This window comes from Chryseobacterium sp. VD8 (assembly GCF_037149975.1).
Taxonomy (GTDB): Bacteria; Bacteroidota; Bacteroidia; order Flavobacteriales; family Weeksellaceae; genus Chryseobacterium; species Chryseobacterium indicum.
Genome location: NZ_JBBCQL010000098.1, coordinates 1 through 15,490, shown reverse-complemented (window position 1 = coordinate 15,490; position 15,490 = coordinate 1). Strand labels below are relative to the sequence as shown.

The 15,490-nt window shown below is 38.0% G+C and carries 24 protein-coding genes; 3 read left to right on the top strand and 21 right to left on the bottom strand.

The genetic code is table 11. The features are described from left to right. Nucleotides 1-256: 256 nt before the first annotated feature. From WFK35_RS12195 to WFK35_RS12095, 21 genes are all read right to left on the bottom strand, one after another. Nucleotides 257-463, bottom strand: coding sequence for a GDCCVxC domain-containing (seleno)protein (locus WFK35_RS12195; RefSeq protein WP_073060390.1), 207 nt, complete (start codon nucleotides 461-463; stop codon nucleotides 257-259). Then, complete coding sequence (merTP, locus tag WFK35_RS12190; protein ID WP_048506352.1) at nucleotides 463-1,065, bottom strand: mercuric transport protein MerTP; 603 nt, start codon at nucleotides 1,063-1,065, stop codon at nucleotides 463-465. Before merTP ends, WFK35_RS12195 begins: the two co-directional genes overlap by 1 nt. Further along, entirely contained in the window at nucleotides 1,062-1,436 is a 375-nt protein-coding gene (locus tag WFK35_RS12185) for an ArsR/SmtB family transcription factor (RefSeq protein ID WP_048506353.1), read from the bottom strand. The genes merTP and WFK35_RS12185 overlap by 4 nt, the downstream gene beginning before the upstream one ends. 226 nt (nucleotides 1,437-1,662) lie before the next feature. Further along, nucleotides 1,663-2,460, bottom strand: coding sequence for a cation transporter (locus tag WFK35_RS12180; protein ID WP_048506354.1), 798 nt, complete (start codon nucleotides 2,458-2,460; stop codon nucleotides 1,663-1,665). Nucleotides 2,461-2,463: 3 nt separating this feature from the next. Next, complete coding sequence (locus WFK35_RS12175) at nucleotides 2,464-4,638, bottom strand: TonB-dependent receptor (RefSeq protein WP_048506355.1); 2,175 nt, start codon at nucleotides 4,636-4,638, stop codon at nucleotides 2,464-2,466. 662 nt (nucleotides 4,639-5,300) lie between these two features. Further along, nucleotides 5,301-6,110 carry a PRTRC system ThiF family protein gene (locus tag WFK35_RS12170; protein ID WP_048506357.1) on the bottom strand — a complete coding sequence of 270 codons (810 nt, stop codon included), beginning with the start codon at nucleotides 6,108-6,110 and terminating at the stop codon, nucleotides 5,301-5,303. Further along, nucleotides 6,107-6,841: a PRTRC system protein B gene (locus WFK35_RS12165; protein ID WP_048506358.1), complete on the bottom strand. Its 735-nt coding sequence runs from the start codon at nucleotides 6,839-6,841 to the stop codon at nucleotides 6,107-6,109. Before WFK35_RS12165 ends, WFK35_RS12170 begins: the two co-directional genes overlap by 4 nt. Then, nucleotides 6,828-8,012, bottom strand: coding sequence for a hypothetical protein (locus tag WFK35_RS12160; protein ID WP_048506359.1), 1,185 nt, complete (start codon nucleotides 8,010-8,012; stop codon nucleotides 6,828-6,830). Before WFK35_RS12160 ends, WFK35_RS12165 begins: the two co-directional genes overlap by 14 nt. 19 nt (nucleotides 8,013-8,031) lie before the next feature. Next, nucleotides 8,032-8,250: a PRTRC system protein C gene (locus tag WFK35_RS12155; protein WP_048506360.1), complete on the bottom strand. Its 219-nt coding sequence runs from the start codon at nucleotides 8,248-8,250 to the stop codon at nucleotides 8,032-8,034. Between the two features lie 18 nt (nucleotides 8,251-8,268). Next, nucleotides 8,269-8,829 (bottom strand): PRTRC system protein E, encoded by a 561-nt coding sequence (locus WFK35_RS12150; protein WP_048506361.1) that lies wholly within the window; start codon nucleotides 8,827-8,829, stop codon nucleotides 8,269-8,271. Between the two features lie 29 nt (nucleotides 8,830-8,858). Beyond that, the gene (locus tag WFK35_RS12145; protein ID WP_048506362.1) at nucleotides 8,859-9,236 is read right to left on the bottom strand and encodes a hypothetical protein; all 378 of its coding nucleotides are present in this window, start codon (nucleotides 9,234-9,236) and stop codon (nucleotides 8,859-8,861) included. A 3-nt stretch (nucleotides 9,237-9,239) separates the two neighbouring features. Continuing rightward, nucleotides 9,240-9,494, bottom strand: coding sequence for a hypothetical protein (locus tag WFK35_RS12140; RefSeq protein ID WP_074941775.1), 255 nt, complete (start codon nucleotides 9,492-9,494; stop codon nucleotides 9,240-9,242). Then, nucleotides 9,491-9,673, bottom strand: a complete 183-nt coding sequence (locus WFK35_RS12135; protein WP_048506363.1) for a hypothetical protein — start codon at nucleotides 9,671-9,673, stop codon at nucleotides 9,491-9,493. The genes WFK35_RS12140 and WFK35_RS12135 overlap by 4 nt, the downstream gene beginning before the upstream one ends. Nucleotides 9,674-9,699: 26 nt before the next feature. Then, a complete protein-coding gene (locus WFK35_RS12130) occupies nucleotides 9,700-10,068 on the bottom strand; it encodes a hypothetical protein (RefSeq protein WP_048506364.1) in 369 nt (122 codons plus the stop codon). Nucleotides 10,069-10,070: 2 nt separating this feature from the next. Further along, nucleotides 10,071-10,319, bottom strand: coding sequence for a hypothetical protein (locus tag WFK35_RS12125; RefSeq protein WP_048506365.1), 249 nt, complete (start codon nucleotides 10,317-10,319; stop codon nucleotides 10,071-10,073). Between the two features lie 48 nt (nucleotides 10,320-10,367). Continuing rightward, on the bottom strand, nucleotides 10,368-10,787 hold the full coding sequence (locus WFK35_RS12120) for a hypothetical protein (protein WP_048506366.1): 420 nt from the start codon (nucleotides 10,785-10,787) through the stop codon (nucleotides 10,368-10,370). A 25-nt stretch (nucleotides 10,788-10,812) separates the two neighbouring features. After that, nucleotides 10,813-11,229 (bottom strand): hypothetical protein, encoded by a 417-nt coding sequence (locus tag WFK35_RS12115; RefSeq protein WP_048506367.1) that lies wholly within the window; start codon nucleotides 11,227-11,229, stop codon nucleotides 10,813-10,815. An 11-nt stretch (nucleotides 11,230-11,240) separates the two neighbouring features. Then, nucleotides 11,241-11,414 (bottom strand): hypothetical protein, encoded by a 174-nt coding sequence (locus WFK35_RS12110; protein WP_164465222.1) that lies wholly within the window; start codon nucleotides 11,412-11,414, stop codon nucleotides 11,241-11,243. A 49-nt stretch (nucleotides 11,415-11,463) separates the two neighbouring features. After that, a complete protein-coding gene (locus WFK35_RS12105) occupies nucleotides 11,464-12,000 on the bottom strand; it encodes an antirestriction protein ArdA (RefSeq protein WP_103290207.1) in 537 nt (178 codons plus the stop codon). Nucleotides 12,001-12,027: 27 nt separating this feature from the next. Further along, the gene (locus WFK35_RS12100) at nucleotides 12,028-12,300 is read right to left on the bottom strand and encodes a hypothetical protein (RefSeq protein ID WP_048506369.1); all 273 of its coding nucleotides are present in this window, start codon (nucleotides 12,298-12,300) and stop codon (nucleotides 12,028-12,030) included. A 24-nt stretch (nucleotides 12,301-12,324) separates the two neighbouring features. Further along, nucleotides 12,325-12,729 carry a single-stranded DNA-binding protein gene (locus tag WFK35_RS12095; RefSeq protein WP_048506370.1) on the bottom strand — a complete coding sequence of 135 codons (405 nt, stop codon included), beginning with the start codon at nucleotides 12,727-12,729 and terminating at the stop codon, nucleotides 12,325-12,327. A 306-nt stretch (nucleotides 12,730-13,035) separates the two neighbouring features. Between WFK35_RS12095 and WFK35_RS12090 the strand changes: the two genes are divergently transcribed. The 3 genes from WFK35_RS12090 to WFK35_RS12080 all read left to right on the top strand — a co-directional run. Continuing rightward, nucleotides 13,036-13,194, top strand: a complete 159-nt coding sequence (locus WFK35_RS12090) for a hypothetical protein (RefSeq protein ID WP_157859438.1) — start codon at nucleotides 13,036-13,038, stop codon at nucleotides 13,192-13,194. A 471-nt stretch (nucleotides 13,195-13,665) separates the two neighbouring features. After that, nucleotides 13,666-15,246, top strand: coding sequence for a hypothetical protein (locus WFK35_RS12085; RefSeq protein ID WP_336732824.1), 1,581 nt, complete (start codon nucleotides 13,666-13,668; stop codon nucleotides 15,244-15,246). Nucleotides 15,247-15,261: 15 nt separating this feature from the next. Then, nucleotides 15,262-15,490 (top strand): hypothetical protein (locus WFK35_RS12080; RefSeq protein ID WP_336732823.1); only part of this gene is annotated, 229 nt, incomplete at its 3' end.

The window sequence follows — 15,490 nt, the reverse complement described above, 5'->3', positions numbered from 1 at the left end:
TCAGTAAAATGCTCTGTTTTTGTAGCTCCCATGTCATAATTATTATATTGCAATATTACGATATTATTTTTGATATAAAAAGATAATGATGATATTTTTTTATATGTTACCGCAAACCTTAAATATAAAAAAAGGGATAATTTAAATTGTTTCTTTGAAGTTTAAGTGAAAGAGGCTGCGTTTGTCATTATAATTTACTCCTTGTTTTTATCCAAGAATTTGTAATTGTATCTAGGTTTAAATAAATACCCAGAGATTAACAGCATTTTTTATTTTCTTGAATTGGCGGACACTTTACAGAGCCGAAACTACAATATACGCAACAATCACCCTTGAGAGGTTTTAAAACTCTCTTGCACTTTTCACATTCGTAAAAATATTGGCAGGCGTTTGTTGGCATTGTTTCCTCTTTCTTGTAACCACAGTCTGGACAAGTTATTATTGTTTGTAACTTTATTTCCATTACGATATAGTTTTACTATTTATTGCTTTATATCCTGTTGAATTGATAGCATTTTCAATTTCCGTGATACTTGTTTGTTTACTGTCGAACTTAACAATAGCGTTGCCCTTTTCATAAGATACTACAACTTCGACAATTCCTTTTAGTCGGTTGATCTCTGTTTTAATATGTTGTTCACACCCAGAACAAGTCATTCCTTTAATAGCAAACTCAACTTTCTGAATCTTGGAAGTCTGAGTTATAATAGTTTTACTTTTAGTCTGGGAAAAAAATATGTGAGAATAAATTGGAAACGATAAAAGTAAACCCGCAAAGACGGTAACAATTCCTAAAAATGAACTTGTCTGCATAAAATTTGGTTTTTCAGTTACTTCACAATTACAATCTATTTTCCTTAGCGGTTTCAATTTTTGATACCATGCAAAGCCAAGCACTAAAATTGTTAAACCGATAAAATATGGACGGAAAGGTTCAAGCCAGGAAAAAGTTGAAGCAAGACCACTTGTTCCAGCTATAAGCGCCAAAACAGGTGTTATACAACACAGAGAAGCTGCAATAGCTGTTAAAAGTCCAGTACCGATAAGTTTTTTATCCGTTTTCATATTGTTTCTAAAACTTTATTATCAACTAGTATTTTAAAAAATGGATCCAGCAATTTTTCGTACTCTTTTGTCAATGAGTAAAAAATGGTTTGTGCTTCTCTTTCTGTTATGATTAGCTTTCGGTCTTTAAGCTTTCGTAAATGCTGGGAAACTGCTGAAATTGTCATATCTAGTATATCGCTTAAATCACATACACAAAGTCGTTTTTCTTCATGTAGAAGAAACAAGATTTTCAGCCTTACATTATTTCCCGCTAATTCAAGTCCACTTGATAAATAATCAAAAGGGTCTTGGAGTTCTAAAACTCGATTTTTACAGCGATTGATCTGTCTAATATCCGCCCGTTGTCTTATGCACGAATTATTTTCCATCTTGCAAATATAGCTAAATTTATTATTTAAGCAAGTGCTTAAATAATGATTGAAATGTTTTAAGAATTGTTCGGATTATAATACAGAATCTATTGCTCAGAAAAAGATACAGTGGATACCTACCTTCTTTACATTCCGATTTTTTTGAACTTTTTAAGAGATATTTTTTTCTAATGGATAAAAGTAAAAAAGCCGAATAGATTAGTATTCGGCTTTTTATAAGATATTATTTTGCTAGTTTCATAATAGAAAATGCGCCACGTATTACAATTGCGAAGACTACCGTTCCAACTATCAGGTCTGGTATTCGGGAAGAAGTAACATATACCAAAATTCCTGCAAGGATAACACCTATATTTATAATAACATCGTTTGAGGTAAAAAGCTGGCTGGCTTTAATATGAGCATCATCACTGTTTGTACGACGGAGAATGATCAATGAAGCAGCATTACCCATTAAAGCTAAAAGGGATATCGTAATCATTGTTGAAAACACAGGTGTTTCTCCATATCCCATAAATCTGCGTATGACTTCGAAAAATCCTAAAACAGCCAAAATAAGCTGTAAATATCCGCTTACCTTTGCAATATTCTTTTTTCGCATAATTGATCCACCCACTGCCCATAGGCTAAGTCCATAAACAAGTGCATCGGCCAGCATATCTAAGCTATCGGCTACCAGTCCCATTGAATTTGAAATAAAACCTGTAATGATTTCCAGACCAAAGAAAAAGGCATTGATCAGTAGAACAAGCCACAATAATTTTCGCTCTTTGCGCTCATCTTTTTGAACTGGATTATGATCAAGTGAATCGACGGAACCGATATAACTGTCCTTGAGATTCAGTTCACTGATAGCCGCCTTGATCTGTTCCATGTTATCCAGATGGTATACTTCCAATTTCCTGGCTGCCAGATTAAAATCCAATCTGGATATGCCTGTAATCTCACTAAGTTTCATACGGATCATCTGTTCCTCGGCAGAGCAGTCCATTCGCTTAATTTCGAAAGTCGACTTCTTCATCGCTTAGAATTTAAGCTTTATGCCAACATTAATTACAAACCCATCAACAGGCGCATATATATCCTGGAAAACAGGGTTTGTAATAGGTCCTGAATAAATCGGTCCGAATTTGGTCTGACGGGTATTTGTATAGTTCTCAAAATTCGCAAAGATTGAAAAACGTTCCCAAATTCTTTCTGCCATCAATCCCGCTGTCCAATAACCTTTACCGGTACTTCCATCATTTAACTGTTGTGGACTGAAATAATAAGCCTCAGCACCCACTTTCCACTTTTCTTCGATTTCATACATCAGCACATTATTGAGCCTGTGTTTGGAAACAAGCGGATAAATTTTTGAAGTACCATCCGTATGCTGATTAACATTGGCATAGGTATATCCCACAAATAGTTTAAAATCCCCGTATGTAAGCTTGACATTTGTTTCCATCCCTTTGGTATCAAAATTTCCGGAAGGCTGGACATACTGATACATGTTACCTGTTGTAGAGGTTAGCAGAACCGGATTGTTGATACGGGTATAGAAAAACATATGATTGATACTGAAACGTACCTGACCATCAAACAATGCTGTTTTGTAATTGATATCATAATTCGCACCATAAGAGCGCTCGGCTTTTGTATCATCCAAATTCAAAGGCAAAACTCCTCTAAACTGGATACGTTCAGCGTCTTCGGTAAATACAGTTGGTGCTTTATAGCCAAGACCACCACCCAATCGTGTTGAAAAATGTTCATTGATCTTCCATAAAGTAGATATTCTAGGAAGAAAAAAGAACCCGAAGCGGTTATGATAATCACCTCTAATACCTGATTCGATGGTAATTTTATCTGAGGTATTCCATGTATTCTGAACAAATCCGCCAACAGTTGTGTAATTATAATCTCTTACAGGAGTTCCAGCTACTTGCTTCTCCGTAAATTTATCGGTCAAAAAATTTGCACCAAGCACCCAGTCAGTCTTTTCGCCATTAAGGGAATAGTTTGCTTCCGTATACGTAGACAATTGATCACCAGAAAATTGATAAGCAGGCAAGCCAATGGTACGGTCATAGTAACTGACACTGTTTTTTATCACAAATTTAGCCCTGTCATTTATTCTACGATCCAATTCTAACTGAGTACTGTAACGTCCGGTTTTATTTTCCTCAAAGTAGGAATGATCTGTACTCCCATTGCCTTTGATATATTCCATATCTCCACCAATTCGTTTTTCGGAAGTTGCATTGATTCCAGCCATTAATGTGGTATTCTCATTGAAATAGAAAAATACTTTGGGATTCAACGTAAAACGGTCAAATTTAGGAATAGCCGTAAGTCCAATATCAGCAGGATCATAGGCAGTCCCATGATTATATGCCGCATATATTGTTGTTCCTATACCATTAAACTTTTGGGCATAAAAGCCACTGGCGTCAAGTCCCAGGGCAGAGGTTCCATTGAGCAGAAAATTAAGCTGTCTTTGCTCGGTTGGTTTTTTTGAAACGAGGTTTACCAAGCCTGCAATTGCTCCGCCACCATACAGTGTGGAAGATGATCCTTTTATCACCTCAACCTGCTGAAGATCCAAAGGTGCTACCTGTAATAGACCCAGACCACCTGAAAACCCGGAATATAATGGAAAACCATCACGGATAACCTGCGTATATTTACCATCGAGTCCTTGGATACGTATGGCAGAGTTTCCACTGGTTGCTGAGGTCTGCTGCGTCTGGATTCCAGTACTTTCAGCAAGCAACATTCTGATATCTCCGGGTTTCATATTGCCTTTTTCTTCCAGTTCTTCGCCGCCGATAAATTCAATCCGAGTTGGGATATTTTGAATGCTTCTCGTACTTCTTGTTGATGTAATTACCACACTCTCTAATTCCTCTGAGTTTTCTTTAAGAAGAATTTCTATTATGCCGTTCTCTTTTAATGGGAATTTTATTATTTCAGTAAACTCTTCGAAGCCTAAGTAACTAAAGTGTATTTCCTGTAATCCATCGGGGATATTTGACAATGTAATCTGTCCTTTTTCATCAGATATTGCACCATTTGAAGTGCCTTTTATAGAAGCTGTTACCCCAACAAGAACTTCTTTTGTTTCGTTATTTTTAACAACGGCTTTTAATGTGTTTTGTGCATATACACAAAGGTTTATTGCCATAAAAAACGACAATATGAGCATTTTCTTCATTATAAAATGATATTTAATGTGATTGTATAAACTTAACGATGCAAAGACATCGTTATTAATTAATTTGTGCTGAAAGCACTACACATTAAGCATATTTCGGGGGATGCCAAACTGAATATCGGAAGTCGGAAATAGCAGCAATAGTTGTTACCATTATCTTTTTTTCAGGTTGCTTCACGAAACCCGATATTGAAAAATGAAATGAGTTTACAACAAAACCTGCACAAGTTTTACAATTAAAAAATGGTGAACAACAATTTTTATTGCAATTATCGTCATTTTGTTGACTATTTGAAGTTTCAAAAGGTTCATCCATACAACTATCTTCTACAAGGCAAGGTGCTATAGATAACAGCAAAATCATTATAGCCGATATGTAAGACAGATACTTCATTCTGCAAAAATATGAAAATTTATATTCACTTTTTTAAGTGTTCTAATAACAATTTAATTAAACTTTTTACAAACTGATAAAAGAATATTTTAAAAAAAAATTGAAAAATAACACAGAATCTTTTCTTTGGTCGCCCATACGACAAGAAAAGAAGATATGCCTAGTGCCCGGAGTAGGGCGAAAATCAATGGGCATATCCTAAAGCGGCTATTTCGCTTTACGCAAAAAGACTTTTCCTGCTAAGGAAATGTCTTTTTGCCCGATGTGATCAGTCTATCAATATCGGGCTAGTCCTGAAATCTTCAAGATTATGGAATAATCCCCTGTACTTAGTCATTCCGAACCTGAATAAACTCCACAGTAACTTGCATCCCATCTGCGCTAAGGAAGCGTTAATAAAGAGGTCTTGCTGTTCAAGTGCTTCTGCAAGGGAACAGCTTGGCGTATTGTCGTCCCGTTCTGACTGCATCAGCAGTTCGCCATATTCTTGGGTCACAAATGGCAGGTTGTTCACAGGAATATATTTTTCAGATTCCGGTTGTACGATGTTACCCACTGTGGAAAGGATAACCTGCCCTGTATGTTTACTATTGCCATAATCCAACCAATATTTGGGCGAATCCCGAACATGGTTACGCTGCCCGTTAACCGATGTGAGTATTTCGGCAACTCCAAATCTTGCCTGTACCGTATCGACACAGGTAATCGTAATTGTCGCATTAGATTGTTTGGGCATTTTTCCAAACTTATCCTTTTCAAATTTGACCGTCTCGGCTTTCCAGTTAGCCCCCGTGCAACGGTTAATACGGTTAATAAGAGCCACGGACTTCGGCAATCCGACCTCACAGTCAAAAAAACGCTGTCTCCCCAAATTTGCGGATGTGACAATATCATCATCCCATAGCCTGACCTGCAGACCAGTATGTCCTAGTGCCAATAGGCTTTCATTGATTTCCATCAATCCAGTCAGTACCTTTGAGCCTGTTCCGCCTGCTCCCACCAAATTGACAGTGATCGGGTTTGTCGGGGCTAACAGGTAGTTATCTGTAAAATGCATTTTTGTTTTCTCCTGATTCATAGCAATATATTTTTAAGGGTTAATTTATGGGGCATTAGCACCTCTATTGGAAAAATCGTTCCCTGTTTTATCAGCCTTTTCCATAATGTCACGGAATTTTCTTTGCTCTGTCCTCCTGTAACAAGGGCATGGCTAAAATAACTGTGGAAGAAATAGTGTTCCCATGCTTTCATAAAATCCTCTACCGAAGTCGTATTTTTAATGTCTATTTTTATTGTTCCCAAACATACTTTTCCGTCAGCGTATATATTGAAAAAAGGGCAATGGTAAAGCTGTGACTTTAAAGTTGGTCTTCTATTGTTTTTAAGCGCAAATACCGTGAGACTGGATTTGCTAGCCTTCCACAGCATAGGCGGAACATAGGCTTTGCCGTTTGGAATCCCTAGACTTTCGACAAAAAACAGTTCTCTTTGCTGTGCTTTGGTATGCCAGATCACTGTTCCTTTTTCGGTGTTCGGGTCAAGGCTCAAAACATTGCTCGGAAGGACAGATTTAGGTTTTAAAAATGCGCTTTCTTTTTCGTGTTCGAGCATTAGCGTTTTCGCCAGAATATCGGCTTCCATCACTGTCAGGGGATGGGCGTTTATCGGGTTTCCGTTACCGTCCATATCAAAATGTTCTACATATACATCAGGGTCAAGTCCCTGTGATTCATAAAGCACCAATGCACATTTGGGATAATAAAGCTTATTGTCAAAATCCTGCGTAATGTCTATGTTATTGTTTTTCATCGCTCAATTGTCTATAATCGTAAATTAAATCAGTAAGGTCATGCAATAGTTCAAAGAGCCTTTCCTCAAATGCAAGGTCTTTAGTTTCATTTTTCTGTCCGTCAAAACATTGGATCAGGGCAGGTTCCTGCGTTTCACTGTATTCCTGAAACTGGTTATTGACGGATTCAAATACGGTTTCTGCGAGCCAACCTTTATTATCGGCATAGAAAGAAATATATTTTTCCATCGGAATGATCTGATCTTCCAAATATTCTTCATCCTCATCGAACATACTACTGGCATTGCGAAAAATACTGGCATCGGGATATTCACGGTAAATTGCCAGTGTTTTTTGTGCCAAGATCAAACAATTGGTATCAAAATCATCTTTGGCATCGAAATGGGCAATCCGCTGATCGAAAAAAGTGAGGTTCTCACGGTTGTAAATTTTCTGTTCAATTTTATCTCCCACCCATTCCGCAATCTCGATTTCGCTTACACGGTTGTCTTCTTCGTCTTCGTAGGGATCATCCATTATCCAGTCTTTCAATATTTCATACTCATAATATAAATAGCTTCCCTCCTGTCTGTAATAGGGTATATCAGCAATGTGATAGAGATAGGAAAACACGGATAATAAAAGATGCGCTGTTTTTTTCCGTTTTTTGTCATTAAGCATTCTGAAAAGCGGGATAACAGGAATGTAAAAGAGTGTCGCCCCTGTATCACAGCGTTCTTCGGAAACCACATAAAATTTATCATTTTCTTTTTTGAACCGCAAACTGTGAAAGTTCAGCACGTTCTTTTTTAGTTTCCCCTTTATGTCGGAAATTGCAAGATTGATATTGTAGGGAAATTTATAATTATCGGACTTGGCAAACGGTTCGATTTTGTAGTGTTCTGCCAGTCTTGAAAGTGACCTGAAAAAGTCACTTTCAAGTTTTGCAGAGGTTTCATTTACCTGATTCATTTCTGTTTGCCTGAACTTAGGTAGAAATGTGCAGTTTAGTAAACCATTGGCAACATGGCAATCGGTACGGATTTCCTTCTGTCCCTGAAAATTTCCTGTGCATCTTTTGGTTTTTCCATCCATCGGGCGAACTCCGCAATCCTGCGGTGCAGGTTGGTTTCTCTTTCTTTGTCGGGAATTTTTATTGTTCCCGATATGATCTGTTTTCGCATTGTTCATTGTTTTAATTCTTTAATAATTAACCCTTCGTACCCATCACACTTTCAAAAGTGTATACGACAGAATCATCCTTAATTACTGGCGCAGAAACCTTTGAAGTCGTCAAAATGGGATAAGTATTCGCATAAAAATTCATCACTGCATCCACGCCCCAACGTGGTTCGGGGTCGTCAAGGATTATTTTCAATCCCTTGTCCATGAGAACAAACACTCTCGCTAATTCAACGCTCAATAACATATTCTTTCAATTTTATTGTTAAACATTCACTTCTGCCAATGGCTCTTCATTTTGGTTCTGTGGTGAGGCAAAAAGATCACCTGCAAAGTGGGACTGATACAAATTTTGCTTCTGACCTATTGTTTCGGCATGGTCGGGATATTCGGAAGCCTTTGGTAACGCAGTCCATGCTTCTTTGAATTTTCCCTCTTTTTCAAGTGCTTCGGCTTTCGCCATTGCATCGTTGTACTTTTTAATCTTCACATCCTTTTCCTTTTTCGCCTTGTCCGCTTTTTCTTTCTCCATAGCGGACTGTTTTTTTGCTTCCTCCATCTGCTTCATAAAAGCTTCCATATTGGACATAAGCCCCGAAGCGGATTCAATCGGTTTTTTGATATGTGAGAAAAATTCAGCGTCCAGTTCTTCTGCCGTTCCTTTGAGATTAAGTGGGGGGATTATATACTTTGCTTTATCTCCACATCCGTCATTCTGCACCAAAATAGAGACAACTATTTTATCTTCTGTTGCTTTGGCAATCGTAAGCGTTACTTTGCTCTGCAAGTCCATTTTTGCTATCTGTTTAAAAAAATTCGCTTCCATAATATTGTTGTTTGTGAATATTGATTTATTTATAATTGCCCGTATGGGGAAATGATTTCAGTCGGGTTATTGAGTTTAAATCTATCTATGAGAAGATTTGCAATTTCGTCCTCGGAATAACCCAGTTTTTTTAATCGCTTTTTATACCTTGCGAACCGTATAGCTTCCTCGTCCTTTCCTTTGAGGTCAAGTAAATGTGTTTTCCAGTTATAGATCGCATATAAAATACTTGAATAAGTCATGCAGGCGTATTGTTGTGCTTTTTCAGGGTCATTGTAGCTAAAACCGACTTCTATATATTTTGAAATAATTGTCAAATATTTATGTGATCGGCTTTTTCCGAACTTTCTTTCCATCATCAAAAATTCATTGAAAAGAAAGTCCATAAATTGATTGTCCTTGTCCATGATTTACCGTGTGTAATTGTGTTTAGCATCTGAAATATTATCATCTTTGAGAAGCGGTCTATTTCCCTTTCCGTCACGGTCATAATTTATCTTGTAGCCGTTGCTCTGCACGATGCCTTCCAAAAGATTCCTTGCTCCTGTGGCATCCCAATCGTCTGTTGCCGTCATGTTCAGGCAATGCAAGCGTTCAAAATCCTTAACCATTCGGGCTATGATCGAAAGTGCCCGATATTCTGTTTTATCTGCTAGATTGCTCATGATATTTTTGATTTTAGTTCCAAAAGTTTGTTGTAAACGTCAGTCCAGTATTTTTGCCTTACTTTATCGTAGGGTACAGGCGGAACATGGTGCATATCCTTAAATAGTTCCGCCTGCTGAATCGCTTTATCAAGATCGGTCACTGTTATTTCCAGACCGTTTAAATCCGTTATTTTCATTTTTAATTAATTATAGTTCAACCAGATTAGAATCTGCCAAAATCCATTGGGTCTAAACAGATAGTTTTGAGAATACCGTTAGCATAGGTTGCCATGCCATATAGACAATTGCTTATTTCCTGATAGCCCAGTGTAAAATCAACATTATAATGCTTTGCTATCCGCACCACAGCTTGTATGTTGGGTGTCCATCTCGTTTCATATTCCACCATACCGTCATGGTTATAGCTTATATAGCAGAAAAAATGATCTTCCGTACCGCCTAGAAAATCAGGCAGTTTTTCAAAATCTATCTGCTGTCCCATTTGTGCTATTGTGTTAAATAGGACTGTTATCTGCTCGATAGCTCCGGGAGTTCCCACGAAGACAAGCGTGTTATTACACCAATTTGCCATGATTACAAGAATTTTTTAAGGTTTTGGGCTTCCTTCCAATTTTCTATTGCGAGGGGAAACCATTTTGCCGCCATCGTACAAAGAATGGCATGATAAATAATCTTCGCAGTTCTATAACTGTCCTGTGGTTCATCTTCAAAATCCAGTGCGCCACTGTTCACAGCCTTAAAGAAAAGTTCTTCAATTTCTTTTAGGGGTGGGTTTATGGTCATCAATGCTTTGAAATTTTCCGTTAATTCTGCCTGTGTCATTTTGCTTGTATTTACAGGTGACTTTTCACAGTCACCTGTGGTTAAACTTTAATCTTCCGTATTTTCTGTAAATTCTATGGATACTATTTCTTTATCTCCGAACAGTAGTTCTATTGCCAGTTTCAGGCTATGGTGGGGATTTTCACACCCGACAAAGCGCACAAGGCAGTGCATCATAAAAATTGAATTGTGTCCCCAAAAAAGATGTTCGGAAAATATTTTCGGGCTTCTGTGAAGCTGAACATTGAGCCTTTCCAATAGCTTTTCAATTTCTGCGATCAGGCTATACCAATAATTCGCTGTTATCAGGCATTGGGGTGGCCAAGCCAGTTTAATATCTTCCTGCTTTTCCCGAAAATGGGTTATCTCCTTTTGAACAAAGCTGATAAGGTCTTTTAAATCTTTAGGGAATAATCGGGCTAGTACATAAGCCTTTTCTATATTGTTCATTTCGTCCAATGGTTTCATTTTGATAAATTTTGATGTGTAAAATTCAGTTCTGCGACCTGCGGTAAGTGCTTCGGTCAATGAAAGGTTCAATTCTGTATGCAACCCTTTTATTGACAAGATTTGCGTATTCAGTGGCTTTTTTCCTTGTTCGGAAAACCGCACCGTCTACTTTCCAAGTCACCTTATAATGCCTGATTGTAGAAGGCGATCTAAATGCGTAATAGTCTATCCATTTAAGTTCCTCGTCCCTGAACACCTTGACAGGATGGATATACAGCCCCTTTCCGTCAACATTCGGGTAATAGGTAGATGCCAATAATTTCTTCTCCCTGTCGAAGATTTCAAAGCGTACAAAATCTTTGTCGTGCAGGATGATCCTGAATAATTCATCTACATTGAAATGTGCGTTCAGTAGCACATTTTCGTCGTACTTTTTGTATGTTATTACGCCAATATTCATAGCGGTAAATTTTAAATGATTGATTTCTGACCGATTTTTTTAATCCTGATTATTGCCCCTATTGGACATCTTTCACAGGCCATTACCTGCTGAATTGCTCCCTGCTCTCCGCTGAGTGAGGTCACTTTGACCTTGAAAAAACCTGTATCATGTTTCAATGTTATTTTGAATGTTTCCAGTACCATTTTTTTAGATTTATAGGCGACTGCTTTCACAGTCGCCTGTGGTTAAACTTTAGTTATAGAATACGTGTCCGTCCTGGCTCCAATAGCTTCCGCAGAAAAGATCCCTTGCGTAGGCTTCATAATCAAAATACTCTTTCGCAAAATCGCTGAGATCTGAACGACCTTCTACCAGTTCCCGTGCAAAATCCTCCTCACTGTCGTAATGGGCTACATAATCATCTTTAAAATCACTGATAAGCTCGTCAATGTCACTTTTGGAAAAGTCTTTGTGATCATTGTCACACCAGATTAAAAATGCTTCAAGATCGTTATCGTCAAGATTTCCGAGGGCTTCCAGTACTTCAAAAGTGTTTTCACATAACCATGATTCGCCTATTAAGCCTTTGGGTATATGTTCGTAATCCTGAAACATAAACTCTGGGTCTTCCTCGTCACTGTGCAACTCGGCGCAGGCATCGTAAAACTCGCCCCTATCTGCATAATCGGACAGTTTTAGCCATTTTCCGAAAATTGACCCATCGTTATATTTAGCGTATGTTCCTACGTAAATACTAGCCTGTGTTATATCTATTTGAATTGTTGACATGATGTTAAATTTTTGAAGGTTTAAAAATTAGTTTGCACTTGCGACAAGCTGTTTTAATTTGGCTTTTACCGCCCTTGCAACCTCTCCGCGCCAAGTTGTCGCATTTGCAAGGAAATAATTGATTATCGAGCTTGCGGAATCTTCGTAATAGCTTTCATTTACGCTACTGAGTGAGTGCATTGCATCCAAATAAGGCACAGCCCCGAAATAGACGTTTTTCCAGTCTTTTCTAACCAATAGGGCAATCTGTGCTATATTATCGGGTATCTGTACCCCTGTATTTTGGGCTGATTTTTTCATGATGAATTTTAGATTTGCGTTGTTTTAAAATGGTAGATCATCGTCATTGTCCCCCGCAAATACGGATGTAGAGTTGCCAGTTTTTACAGTTTCCTTTTTTACTGTTTCTCCCCCCTGTTTTCCATCCCCACCGTGAAAAACTATGTCTGTTACGTGAAAATTCAGTCCTGCCTTTAGGTTGCCTTCTTTGTCTATCCACGCTCTAGGGCTGACCCTTCCCGAAAGTTCTACAATAGTGCCTTTAGTCAGGTATGGGGCAATGTTTGGAGTTCTCCAGTAGGCACAGTCAAAAAAAGTTGGCTGACTGATTTTTTCGCCTTCTTTGTTTCGGAAGGTGTGCCTAATCGCTACGCCAAAATTTACTACCTCTTTGCCGTTTGAAGTTGTTCTAACTTCTGCTGTTCTTGTGATTTTTGCGGTGATGTTCATAACGTTTTGTTTTATTGTTTTACATTGCTTGTTATGTTCTTCCAGTCCTTCCGAGGCTCGGCCCCGATATTATTTTCAAAAGAAAAAAAGGAAAAAAAGAAAGCAGACAAACAGATCATACAACTGCGTAGACCAAGAGAAAAAATGATTTAATGGGGGGGGCCTTTGGGGGGAAACCGTTCATTCACTTTTTTCTCTTGGTGGGATGTGGGTCGGATGGATGAACTAACTTGGCTGCCTTTTTATCCTTTTCTTTGAAAATGATATTCATTGAATTTCTATGCATAAAAAAATCCGGATATTTAGTTGTCCGGACATCAGAGATTTGAAAGGCAGATGTTGGGAACTGTTTTGGGATCTGACTTACAATTTTCTGATCATGGGAAGCCAAAAGCTCTTTTATGGGACGGAAAGAAGCTGGGAGGTAAATGTGCTTTGGCGTGCGCGATGGGAAACATACAATAATGCGAGAGCGATTGAAGTGGATAGCCCACAGCTCAGCGAGGACTTGGAACAAAAAGCGCGGTCTCAATTTGACACGCCCCGATACGAAAAAGATCACGACAAGTCAGATCTTCCCCTTATGCCTTCTGTCCCTATAATCTCAAAAAATTTAATTGGATCTTAAATGCGTTGTAAGTCGGCAAAATACAGCTATCACCATTGTATCTAACCCACTACACTTGAATTACATTTTTTAATCTAAACAAAACATGACAAATCGATTACTTTTAAAATCAAAAAAGAATTGAAAAACACCTTTTAATTTATTTCTTTTGAATACAAATAAACATGTCTCAATCATATTAAAAAATCAAAATATTTCGGGACAATTTGTTTTGTTAACCGTCTTAGATATAATCTTATGATGGACGAAAAATAAGCAGTTTAAATAACAATTATTAGATGTAGATGAAAAGAATTTATTATCTGAGCATGCTCCTGACCCTATTTGTGGGATTTCAGAGCTGCAAAAAAGATCATGTCAGTAGTTTAGAAAACAGCAATCAACAGGTTCTTTCGCTGAAAGCAGCATTTGAAAAACAGCATAGCGACAGTGGCCTTCCGGCGGACAGAAAAAATTTCAGCAAGAATTTCAATACGCAGATCCTATGGGACAGCGTGACTTTCAAAACGGCAGATACGGCAATTGTGAGGGTAAAATTGTTAAGTGATGTGAAAATATTCACGAACGATTCGATACCTGTCGACTTAAGCAACAACCTGATTTTAAAGGCGACTAAAAACCAAAAAAGAGAATGGGATTTTGTAAAAGTTATCTATCTGCCTGAATATGGGAAAGATATACCTAACGGGTTTACAGGACGTATTATTTCTGAAGGATATTTTGATAACAACTTTACCGTTACTAAATACTATGGAGGAAAGGCATATTTTTCTACATTTAATGCGGATAATAGCTGGCTTAAAGATAGGTCAGCACCTAAGCTGAAAGCAGGCGGACTACCCGGTGATCCAAGATGTCAGCCAGAGGAAGAAGAAGATCAGAGAACTGTTGAAGGTTATGTTGAAGGGCAACTCAATACCGTATGGACTTTTCCCAAGACAAAATTACCCCATGCTGCATGTTCCGATGATCCTATCCCAACAGGTACTGGCGGTGGTGGAGCTCCAGGTGCCCCAAGTGACAATTTCCCTAAACCAAATGTGGATGAACTGAAAAATCAGCTGAAAAACAAACCTTTTGCTTTAATCCCAAATATCGACTGTGCAATAATCAAGAAGTGGTTAGCAATGGCTAAATTCGCTATTGACCAATCGACGAAAGATAAAATTCGGAAATTTGATGTAGCATATTTCGGAAGTCCTGTTTCTCACGCACTTGATATAAATGATGCATTCAGTCCGTTGGTCAATATGGATTATTTCCCTATTAATATCGATAAAATGCCGACTATTAATGGAAAAACTGCAACCCCTGAGCAGTTTCAGGAACATATCCGCAAAAATATCAATAATTTTGTTGACACGTATTATTCGAAATTTTCACCATATGACAAATGGGGAGTTGCTGACCAAAATTTATGGAACTCCAGTAATCCAAAAAACGCTGTTATTACAATTGATATTTTAGGCCCTGATAACGGTTCTGTTATTGTGAGTAAGTATAATAGTGGAGGCTGGACTTTCACAACAATTTTTGAACCCCAATATAAGGGGCATCCAGTGTCCGGTAACCGGGATTTTGGTTTTGTAAAAAATGCGAATGGCTCCTATACGTTTTATACACGTGGCGTGGATAGATTATCCTATATCGACGGCAGCAATTTCCAAGCAGTTGCAAACTTTTTTGGCGTACCGAATGCAGGGCCATTCGGTAAAGCGGATGCATTATGGAATTCTTATCAAAAAATGGTTTCAGATTTCGTGAACAAAAACGGAGGAAAAGCAGCACCGGGAAAGCAAGAAATCCATCGTCCAGACTGGAATACGGTTAAAGATGTAATTGACGGTAAAAAGCCTTTAAGTACACTGAGTAGCGATTGTAAGGATTAATCATTAATTTTAAATATGAAAGCATTAAAAGTTTTATATGCCCTGTCATTTATGGTGTGCTTATTACAGCTCGTGCTCTGGCTTTTTACCCCGTTCATGGGAGTAGGTGCAATCTGGCATATGGTAACCGGCAGCGGTTTTTATTCAGACGCATACCCCGAAAGAATTTCTGAAATATCAGAAAAGTTGGGCATGACGGTTACGACATTTAAAATGGTAAATCAAATAGTATCAATCATCTACT